The sequence below is a fragment of the Photobacterium sanguinicancri genome (assembly GCF_002265265.1).
GTDB classification, from domain to species: Bacteria; Pseudomonadota; Gammaproteobacteria; order Enterobacterales; family Vibrionaceae; genus Photobacterium; species Photobacterium sanguinicancri.
Genome location: NZ_NOIF01000183.1, coordinates 1 through 10229 on the forward strand (window position 1 = coordinate 1; position 10229 = coordinate 10229).

At 44.0% G+C, this 10229-nt stretch carries 7 protein-coding genes; 2 read left to right on the top strand and 5 right to left on the bottom strand.

Going from position 1 to position 10229, the window contains the following annotated elements; translation table 11 throughout:
* Positions 1 to 112 precede the first annotated feature (112 nt).
* The gene (locus ASV53_RS20045; RefSeq protein ID WP_062688663.1) at positions 113 to 1363 is read left to right on the top strand and encodes an aromatic amino acid transport family protein; all 1251 of its coding nucleotides are present in this window, start codon (positions 113 to 115) and stop codon (positions 1361 to 1363) included.
* 239 nt (positions 1364 to 1602) lie between these two features.
* Positions 1603 to 2964: an L-serine ammonia-lyase gene (locus ASV53_RS20050; protein ID WP_062688855.1), complete on the top strand. Its 1362-nt coding sequence runs from the start codon at positions 1603 to 1605 to the stop codon at positions 2962 to 2964.
* 130 nt (positions 2965 to 3094) lie between these two features.
* Here the strand turns inward: ASV53_RS20050 and ASV53_RS20055 are convergent, their stop codons facing one another.
* The 5 genes from ASV53_RS20055 to ASV53_RS20075 form a co-directional block, all read right to left on the bottom strand.
* Positions 3095 to 4063, bottom strand: coding sequence for an ADP-ribosylglycohydrolase family protein (locus ASV53_RS20055; protein ID WP_094958404.1), 969 nt, complete (start codon positions 4061 to 4063; stop codon positions 3095 to 3097).
* A 102-nt stretch (positions 4064 to 4165) separates the two neighbouring features.
* The gene (locus tag ASV53_RS20060) at positions 4166 to 4759 is read right to left on the bottom strand and encodes an acetate uptake transporter (protein ID WP_094958405.1); all 594 of its coding nucleotides are present in this window, start codon (positions 4757 to 4759) and stop codon (positions 4166 to 4168) included.
* 391 nt (positions 4760 to 5150) lie between these two features.
* Complete coding sequence (gene udp, locus ASV53_RS20065; protein ID WP_062688659.1) at positions 5151 to 5918, bottom strand: uridine phosphorylase; 768 nt, start codon at positions 5916 to 5918, stop codon at positions 5151 to 5153.
* Between the two features lie 341 nt (positions 5919 to 6259).
* Positions 6260 to 8809, bottom strand: coding sequence for a zinc/cadmium/mercury/lead-transporting ATPase (locus ASV53_RS20070; RefSeq protein WP_094958406.1), 2550 nt, complete (start codon positions 8807 to 8809; stop codon positions 6260 to 6262).
* Between the two features lie 178 nt (positions 8810 to 8987).
* Positions 8988 to 10112, bottom strand: coding sequence for a M20 family metallopeptidase (locus ASV53_RS20075; RefSeq protein ID WP_094958407.1), 1125 nt, complete (start codon positions 10110 to 10112; stop codon positions 8988 to 8990).
* Between the last annotated feature and the right edge of the window lie 117 nt (positions 10113 to 10229).

A 10229-nucleotide genomic window follows, 5' to 3' on the forward strand; every position in this document is an offset into this window, starting at 1 on the left:
ATTGCAAAATATATACATCCAATAACGAGATCTTAATCAAAGTTTTACTTTTATAAATCCTCAGAATGCGCCTCGTTCCTAACGTTCCCGTTCCGAAAATTGGATTTATACTATGCAAACTACTACAAGTTCCGCATCAGCAACTGCTCCAAAAACAAAGTGGACCTACAAAGATTTCACTTGGGCTCTATCACTATTTGGTACCGCTGTTGGTGCCGGTGTACTTTTCCTTCCAATCAAAGCAGGCGCTGGTGGCTTCTGGCCTCTCGTTATTTTGGCTTTGATCGCAGCACCAATGACTTGGTTTGCTCACAAAGGTCTAGCTCGTTTCGTTCTGTCTTCTAAAAATCCAGAAGCAGACATCACTGATACTGTTGAAGAACATTTCGGTAAATCTGGCGCAAAAATTATTACGTTTGCCTACTTCTTTGCCATTTACCCAATTGTACTTATCTACGGTGTAGGTATTACTAATACTGTTGATTCATTCCTTGTAAACCAAATGGGTATGGAATCAATTCCACGCGCATTACTGTCTGGCGTACTTATCGCTCTGATGACAGCAGGTGTTGTGTTCGGTAAAGAACTAATGCTTAAAGCGACATCAGCAATGGTTTACCCACTAGTATTCATCCTACTAGCACTTTCTATTTACCTGATTCCTGGCTGGAACACTTCTATGGTTGAAGTTGCACCAGACTGGAGCTCAATGCCAACAGTTATCTGGTTAGCAATCCCAATCATTGTTTTCTCTTTTAACCACAGCCCAATCATTAGCCAGTTCACTAAAGAACAACGTCGTGTATACGGTGACAATGCAGTTCAAAAAACTGACATGATCACTGGTGGTGCAGCGATGATGCTAATGGGCTTTGTAATGTTCTTCGTATTCTCTGTAGTACTTTCAATGTCTCCTGAACAACTAGCAATGGCACAAGCAGAGAACATCAGTGTTCTTTCTTACCTAGCTAACGTTCATGAATCACCATTGATTTCTCTTCTAGGTCCACTAGTTGCATTCGCTGCAATCACATCAAGCTACTTCGGTCACTTCCTTGGTGCACACGAAGGTCTTGTTGGTCTAGTTAAATCAGAGAAAACATCTGTTAAGAAAGCTGAGAAAATCTCTCTAGGTTTCATCGTTATCACTACGTGGATTGTCGCGATTGTTAACCCAAGCATCTTGGGTATGATTGAAACTATGGGTGCACCGATGATTGCAGGTATCTTGTTCCTTATGCCTGTTATCGCAATGTACAAAGTACCAGCAATGGCTAAGTACAAAACTTCAGCGCCTGTACGTATTTTCACAGCACTATGTGGTGTTGCAGCGATTACTTCTGTAATCTACGGCGCACTATAAGGTTAAATGACACTCTTAGAGTGTTATTTGCTGCTAACGCAGATTTACGATAAGAAAATGTGCTACAACGCATGGTCTTCACAGAGAAATCGCGTAAAATAGAGTACTCAAAAGAGCAGGGATGAATCATCTACTGCTCTTTTGTTTTTCTACATCTCGCCAAGGAAGGGGCGAGACAAATAAAACGATACAGTCCGAATTTAAAGCAGAGTACTTTAAAACAGGCTGAGGTAATGAACATGATCAGTGTTTTTGATATCTACAAAATCGGTGTGGGTCCTTCCAGTTCACACACTGTCGGTCCAATGAAAGCAGGCAAAGAGTTCATCGATGACTTGCGCTCAATGGGCAAATTACGTGATGTAACCAAAATTACCGTTGACGTTTATGGTTCTCTTTCTCTTACCGGTAAAGGTCACCACACAGATATCGCTATCATCATGGGTCTAGCTGGCAACAGTCCTGAGCATGTTGATATTGATAGCATTCCTGGTTTTATTTCTCGTGTTGAAGAAACAGAGCGCCTTCCTGTAGGTATGCACTGCCACACTGTCGACTTCCCTCGTGACGGTGGCATGAACTTCCACACTACTAACCTTCCTCTTCATGAAAATGGCATGTCGATTACTGCCTTTGTTAATGAAGAAGTTGCGTATACCAAAACATACTACTCTATCGGTGGTGGTTTCATTGTTGATGAAGAACACTTCGGCAAAGAATCAGAATCAACCGTTAAAGTACCTTACATGTTCACTAAAGCCGATGAGCTTTTAGAGCAATGTAATGAGCACGGTCTATCTATCAGCTCGCTAGTAATGGCGAACGAACGCGCAATGAACGCAGAAGACGAGATCAGCACTTACTTCGCAAATATCTGGAAAACCATGCGTGAATGTATGGAACGCGGTATGAACGAAGAAGGTATCCTGCCTGGTCCACTACGTGTTCCTCGTCGTGCAGCAGCACTTCGTCAGCAACTAATGACGAACGAAAAGCTAAGCAATGACCCTATGACAGTTGTTGACTGGGTTAACATGTACGCTTTCGCTGTTAACGAAGAAAACGCAGCCGGTGGCCGTGTTGTTACAGCACCAACAAACGGCGCTTGTGGCATCATCCCTGCCGTATTGGCTTACTACGATAAGTTCATTCAATCTGTTGGCCCTAAAGATTACACGCGTTACTTCGCGGCATCTGGCGCTATCGGTGGTCTGTACAAGCGTAACGCTTCTATCTCTGGTGCTGAAGTTGGCTGTCAGGGTGAAGTTGGTGTTGCTTGTTCTATGGCAGCAGCAGGCCTTGCTGAGCTTATGGGTGGTAGCCCAGAGCAAGTATGTATGGCGGCTGAAATCGCAATGGAACATAACCTAGGTCTAACATGTGACCCAGTTGCTGGCCAAGTACAAGTTCCTTGTATCGAGCGTAATGGTATTGCTGCTGTTAAAGCAATTAATGCAACACGCATGGCGCTTCGTCGCTCATCTGCTCCTCGCGTATCTCTTGATAAAGTTATCGAGACTATGCTGGAAACAGGTAAAGACATGAATGCTAAATACCGTGAGACATCTCAGGGTGGTCTAGCAATCAAGGTTATCTGTTAATAGGTCACCTATTAATTATTAATCATAACCTCTAAGGCTATGATTTTTAAAAATGAAAGGCTACAGAATCTAAGATTCGGTAGCCTTTTTTATTACCTCAACCTGTATGACGCTTCCACCCCAACTTCAACTACGCAAGCTTGCCAGACGCCGCTAATAAGGCTTCGATATCTTCCGCGATGGCCTCACCATTTTGTAGCGTAGTTAGCCATGAGATAGGTATTCCTTTCTCATCACCAAAGCCATAACAAGCTCCTGCAATTGCCCCTACCATCATTGCCCGACCACAACTATCACCTGAAGCTTTAATATTGTTAAGCACCGCTTCTGTGTAGCTATTACTGTTTTTTAGTACCCATGCCGCCAACGGTAAGCTATCGCCTAAATGGCAGGCTTGATTAACTATCGTGAGTACATGATTTAAGTCGTTAACATCATCATTCAGTACCCTCACCTGCTCGATTTTTTCTTTTATTGCTTCCGGCGATTTAATCTTAAGTATATTCAAAACAGGATCAATACGACGAGAACGAAGTGCTTCATTCAAGGCACAAGCAAAGGCTTTTGCACACCTAATAGCCACATCATCTTGATGAGTGATACCCACAATCCTGTCGATTTCTTGTTCCAGCTTTTCTGATGGGTATTTTAAGGCGACTAAAGCAGGGATCGCACACAAGGCGGGGTTTTGATCATCGTCACTGCCTGAGTCTTCAGGCCAATCGTCAGGGTCTTGCGATGATAGAGATAAGACTAACGCTTTAGTCGGGCTATCCACATAACCAATGAATTCTCCCCCCGGACCAAAGCATTCTAAAATGTGCTGCTGGATCTGATGAGTACTAATTGCAGGGTTACTTAATAAGCGGACATATAATGCTAACCATTCACCGTAAATAGTCGATTGACCCGCAACGAGTCTATCGTGCGCATAGTAGCTATCAACCCCTTGGTAGTGTTCAGGGTTAGGCTCAATAAAAGGAAAATTAGGAAGAGATAAAAGCGATTTCACTCGCTCGGGGGAATAAATCCAATGGGTACCCATGCTCGCAGCATCTGCTATGAGTGCGCCCATAATCGCTGCATATCGCTGTGCCATGCTGATTTCCTTATAGTCTAGAATAACGATGCCGAAACACTACTATTCTAGACGATCAAAAAAACCTCGCCTAAGCGAGGTTTTTTCGTCAATCAGGTGGGATTAAGCTGCAGCTTTTAGCGGTGTCGCTTTAACTGCTTTTTTCTCACCGACTGGAAGGATTGTGCGGCCGTACTCATTATTTAGTACTTGTGCCATTGCAAAGTAAATTGCACTTGCACCACAGATAATACCTTCAAAACCAGCGATTGTGCCGATCAGTGCGCTACCTGTGAAATCACGAGCTGCAAGAAGGAAGAACAATACTGTTAATGAACCAAATACAAATTGCTTAGCACGTGGGTAGCATAGTGAACCGATAAACATGAAGCCAGTGAAAATGCCCCATAGTAGTAGGTACCACCCCATGAAAGGTGCAGGGCTTGCAGCTAGACCCATTTTTGGCATAACTAGAATACCAACAAGCGTTAACCAAAATAGACCGTAAGAAGTGAATGCTGTTGTACCAAACGTATCACCACGTTTGAAACACATCATGCCTACTAGCACTTGACCAAGACCGCCGTAGAAGATACCCATTGCTAGGATCATTGAATCAATAGGGAAGAAACCCGCGTTGTGGATGTTTAAAAGGATGGTAGTCATACCAAAGCCCATCAAACCTAAAGGCGCTGGGTTAGCTAGTTTTGTAGACATTGAGTTCCCCTACAGGAGTAGTTCAAAAAAAGTAATAAATATTAAAAAATGTGTGCATCTGTAATGCGCGGCGAATTCTAATGGATGATCACGGCAAGATCAATCCAATAAACGTTGAAAAATGCGGCAAAAAGAGAAAAACATTCAACTTTTTTGATTTAAGTAAATATAAAGAGCAATTAACGGCCACTAGCAAATGTTACCAAGTGTAAAAAACGTAATTTTATAGATAAATATGCACCTTTACACTGTGCTCTCTAACGTATCTAGAAATACCAACATCTTGCCACTCATTCAGTCAATACTGTATCTACTGCCGAATCCCAGCCATAAAAAAACCACCCGAAGGTGGTTTTAAACATGTAGAAACTAAAACTACATTTTGCAGATATTATTCAGCAAGCATGCGACGTGCAGCATCAACAACAACTTTGATTGAGCGAGTCTCTGTCGCTTTCAATGTTGCGTGATCTGGAATCTCTTTTTGCGTACGGTTGATGATAACACCCGCAACACAACCAGCACGTAAACCAGAACTTGCACACATAGTTAATAATGTTGCAGATTCCATTTCAAAGTTAAGCACGCCCATTTGCTGCCACTCATCCATAGAGCCTTGGAAACGACGAACAACACGGCCTGTGAATGTATCGTAGCGCTCTTGGCCTGGGTAGAAGGTGTCGCTAGAAGCTGTAACACCAGTGTGTACTGTTGCATTGTCTGCATCACATGCGGCTTTCATTGCTGTTGCAACATTAAAGTCTGCAACTGCTGGGAATTCCATAGGTGCAAAGTGAAGGCTAGCACCATCAAGACGAACTGAACCAGTCGTAACAATCATGTCACCAGGGTTGATGTGTGGCTGGATAGCGCCTGTTGTACCAACACGTAAGAAAGTACGCACACCAAGTTGCGCTAGCTCTTCAACAGCAATCGATGTAGATGGACCACCAATACCTGTCGAACAAACTACGACTGATTTGCCATCAAGTTTCGCGCGAAATACAGTGTACTCACGAGAGCTTGCTAGAAACTCAGGGTTATCCATTAGGTTTGCAATCTTTTCTACGCGAGCAGGATCACCAGGAATGATCGCTAATTCAGCACCGTTAAGATCCGCTTTGTTAACACCTAAATGGAAAACATTATTGTCAGACATATTGATATCCTTTTTCATCGTTATTGCGCTCTAGGTAAGGTAACCAGAGCACTTTAATCATAGGGTACGTTAAGAGTCATACTCAGCGAGTTTCACTCTCAAAAGCATGTTCTTACGATAGCCCATCAAATCACACTTTTTAGTGATAACAGTCACGTTAAGTGAAATCGCTTCGTTTTCATTTCTCACAATAAAGTGACGAAGATCACCTAAAATCGTTTGCGGATGGCAAAGATCACAAAAAAACCGCAGTTACATTTCTGTAATCTGCGGTTTATTTTAGTCAATCAATCGCCAATAACGCTGATAATTTAACCAACAAATATCGATTGTTAGTGGGTTTATTTATCCGGATTAAAACGAAGTAACCTTAAAGCATTTAATGTCACGAGTGCTGTCGCGCCACTGTCCGCTAAAACAGCCACCCATAAACCTGTCATACCCAGCAAGGTCGTTACCAAGAAAACACCTTTCAACCCTAAGGCTAACACGATATTTTGGCGAATATTCGCTAAGGTTGCACGTGAAAGCATGATCATGTTCGGCAGTTCAGATACGCGGTTATGTGTTAACGCTGCATCTGCAGTTTCTAACGCCACGTCGGTACCACCGCCCATCGCAATACCAATAGAAGCCGTTTTCATTGCTGGTGCATCATTAATGCCATCACCCACCATGGCAACATTATGTATGTCGTTCATCTCACGTACCGCAGACACTTTATCTGCAGGTAACAAGCCAGCACGGAAGTCGATACCAATATCAGCAGCAATGGCACTTGCTGCACGACGGTTATCACCCGTTAACATGACTGCACCAACACCGATTTCTTTAAGAGCAATAATTGCTTTAGCAGCATCATCGCGCAAATTATCACGCCATGCGATAACACCAACAGGAAGGCTACCTCTCATCGCAACGACCAGCGTTTTACCTTGGTTTTCTAGATTATCAACGGTTTGCTGCTGCTCTACGGTCAGTAGCACTGATTCAGGTAAGCGATCGGCTGCGCACAGCAAAAGCATCTCACCATCAACCTCACCTTGAATCCCCTTGCCCACCAATGCTTCACGGTGTTTCGCTTCAGGAATAGCAATGCCCTTTTGCTCAGCGGCTTTGATTACCGCCATTGCGAGTGGATGAAGCGAGCCAGCTTCGATAGCTGCAGCTTGGCGTAATAATCTTGTTTCATCACCTTCCCAGCTCACCAAATCTGTCATCACTGGCTTACCTTCGGTTAATGTACCGGTTTTATCAAACGCGACCGTTTTAATATGTCCAAGCTGTTCAAGCGCTGCACCACCCTTGATTAATGCACCTCGTTTAGCTGCAGCGGCTAAGCCCGAAGTTATAGCAGCAGGCGTTGAAATAACCAGAGCACACGGACAAGCAATAAGCAGTAAGGTTAAGCCTTTATATAACCACTCATCCCATGACTGACCAAATAACATAGGTGGAATAACAATCACCAAGGCCGCAAGTATTATCATTGCTGGTGTATACCAACGGCTAAACTTATCAAGAAAACGCTCTAACGGTGCTTTACGAGATTCTGCATCTTCAATCAAATGAAGAATACGATCGATAGCATTGTCACCTTGTTCTGATTCAATGGTTATTTGAACAACCTTATCTGCAACCAATGAACCCGCCATGACTTTATCACCCGGTAGGCGCTCGACAGGAACAGACTCACCCGTTAATGCACTTTCATCAAAACTGGCCGCTATATCCAGCACAATACCATCAGCAGGTAAACGTGCACCTGGCGCTACTTCAATTACATCACCTTTCTTTAGGCTATCCACTGCAACTTTCGAACGCTCACCGTTAGGTTTTACAATCGTCGCTTCTTCAGGCACAAGATCCATTAGCGCTTTCACACCGCTTCGGGCACGAGAAGCAGCATAGCCTTCAAGCTGTTCACCTAATAAGAAGAGTAATAACACCATTGCAGCTTCAGCGGTTTCGCCCAAATAAAGCGCACCGAGTGCCGCAATAGACATCAAGGTTTCGATAGAGAATGGAGAACCTGTTTTCGCTAAGCTAATCGCCTTTTTCAGGATCGGGATTAATCCCAACATTGTGGTAATAGAAAAAGCAATCAAGCCATAAAATTCAGACTGACTATCGATCGCAAATGAAGCGGCCATCATTAATGCAATCGCAATCACAGGGAAATGTTGCTGAATAAAACTAGGCTGATCCTCTTTGCCCGAGGATTTAGAACCGACTAAGCGAAAACCGACTTCTTTGGCTTTGGCTTCAATTTTATCCGCCATTGGAGACGCGCTGCTTACCACTAGCTTTTCAGTGGCAAACATCACTTTGGCTTGCTCGACACCAGCAAGACTTGTAACCGCTTTTTCAAGTTTAGCGGCACAGCTTGGGCAATCCATCCCTAAAATATTCCAACGCTGAGTGTGCCCTGACTCCTTAGCGGTTCCAGCCTCAAAGCTTTCATCATTCAGCACACTTTCATTCGCTGAACATTGCCCAGCACTACAGCAACCAGAGGCGTCACTGTTTTGTTGCGTTTCTGTCTTATGATTCTGTGACAATTCAGTCGTATGGCTATGTTGTTCTGTTGAACGAGAATGTGCATTTAACGCTGAGGACGAGTCCGCATGTTCAACTGCGGTGAACACTTTAAATTTAGCCATCGATTTACCTGCCGAAGATAGAGAAGTTATGGAGCCTGAGGAGGCTACATCGCCACCATCATCGCCATCAGTTGAATCAGAAGAACCGCAACAACTTGCAAAGCTGTCCGTTGTTGTCGCACAACAACCCGTTACGGCGGCACTTTCAACTTTCACTGTGGTTGCATTACCCGCCGTTGCTTTCGTTGTGTGAATATGAGTTTTTTTACTGTTGCATTGAGCACACATAGCGCATCTCCTTAATGCTTTCATACCGTAATAAACAATGCTGACGGTATGAATGACTGTTCTGGCAATAAATATAAACCTTGGAGCTAAGTCTAAGGTCAAGCTGCAAACAATAAAAAAGCCAAAACTTTTCAGTTTTGGCTTTTAGCTGTAGGTGAGTAAATCTGGTTGAGTAAATCTACAAACGGCGTAATGTATTCGCCAATAGCGTAATACGCGGTGCAATTGAATCAATCAATAGGTATTCTTTATCACTGTGAAAACCTGCGCCCATAGGGCCAAAACCATCAAGTGTTGGCGTGCCAAGCGCTGCGGTGAAGTTACCATCAGAACCACCGCCCGCATCTTCCCACCCATAAACAATGTTCAGTTTCTCTGCTTCTTCACTTACAAGCTTGATCAGGGTTTCTGTGTCATCTGAAGGCTGCATAGATGGTTTAAAGGTAACGCGATTAACCGTCACACTCGCTCCAGCTTCAAACGGCGTTTCAGCCATGGCCAATAGCTTCTCGTGGATCGCCTCTGCTTCATCAGTGTTCCAGAAACGCAGGTCAACCGTCGCTTTTGCGTAATCTGGCACGACATTGACAGCCATACCACCTTCAATGACACCCACATTCATCGTGGTGCCCGTTTCAAGGTTAACCATGCCTTTAATCGCTAATGACCAATGGCTAAGTTCATAAATTGCATTCACGCCTTCAGCCAATGCAGAACCAGCATGGGAAGCGACACCGTGGAATTCAATTTCGTACTTAGCATTACCCTTACGCGAACGGATCAAGTTACCTGTCGGGCGCGATGCCTCACAAACAAGCACTTGGCGGCTCTTACGTGCAAAACCTTCAAGCCACTCACGCGAATAGATAGAACCAATTTCTTCATCGCAGTTTAAGACAACTACAATTGCAAGGCGGGAACGTTCATCGTCAGTTAGCGCTTGTAATGCATAAAGTGCGCTCAGAATGCCTGACTTCATATCTGTCGCGCCGGGGCCATAGACTTTTTCTTGATCAAAAGTCATCGGGCGCTCAGCAACAGTACCGACTGGAAATACCGTGTCCATATGGCCACTTAGCATCACATCATAATGCTCTGCGTCGGGTTTATTGGTAATAGCCAAACATGGCCCAGACTCTGGGTGGGGTTGATGACGAGTAACGGTAAAACCAATAGCTTCAAACATAGGGGTAAGCACATCTGCTACTTTCGCAATCCCCTCAGGGGTGTGACTACCACAATCTATATTGACCAATTGTGCTAATTGTTCAAGGTACGTATTCAGCGAAAAACTCTGAGTCATCGCGTTCTCCTTTAACGACATAGAGACTGTCTTTACAACAATATGAGCTGGCATAGTGGCAGAGCACGGCAGGATAAACCCTGATTTATATCATTTTTTGAATGACCGAAATAAATC

What these genes read in the sequence shown, in the direction of transcription:
- ASV53_RS20070 (WP_094958406.1), bottom strand. Translation starts at nt 8,809, where the DNA reads ATGTGTGCTCAATGCAACAGTAAAAAAACTCATATTCACACAACGAAA.
- udp (WP_062688659.1), bottom strand. Translation starts at nt 5,918, where the DNA reads ATGTCTGACAATAATGTTTTCCATTTAGGTGTTAACAAAGCGGATCTT.
- ASV53_RS20060 (WP_094958405.1), bottom strand. Translation starts at nt 4,759, where the DNA reads ATGTCTACAAAACTAGCTAACCCAGCGCCTTTAGGTTTGATGGGCTTT.
- ASV53_RS20075 (WP_094958407.1), bottom strand. Translation starts at nt 10,112, where the DNA reads ATGACTCAGAGTTTTTCGCTGAATACGTACCTTGAACAATTAGCACAA.
- ASV53_RS20055 (WP_094958404.1), bottom strand. Translation starts at nt 4,063, where the DNA reads ATGGCACAGCGATATGCAGCGATTATGGGCGCACTCATAGCAGATGCT.
- ASV53_RS20050 (WP_062688855.1), top strand. Translation starts at nt 1,603, where the DNA reads ATGATCAGTGTTTTTGATATCTACAAAATCGGTGTGGGTCCTTCCAGT.
- ASV53_RS20045 (WP_062688663.1), top strand. Translation starts at nt 113, where the DNA reads ATGCAAACTACTACAAGTTCCGCATCAGCAACTGCTCCAAAAACAAAG.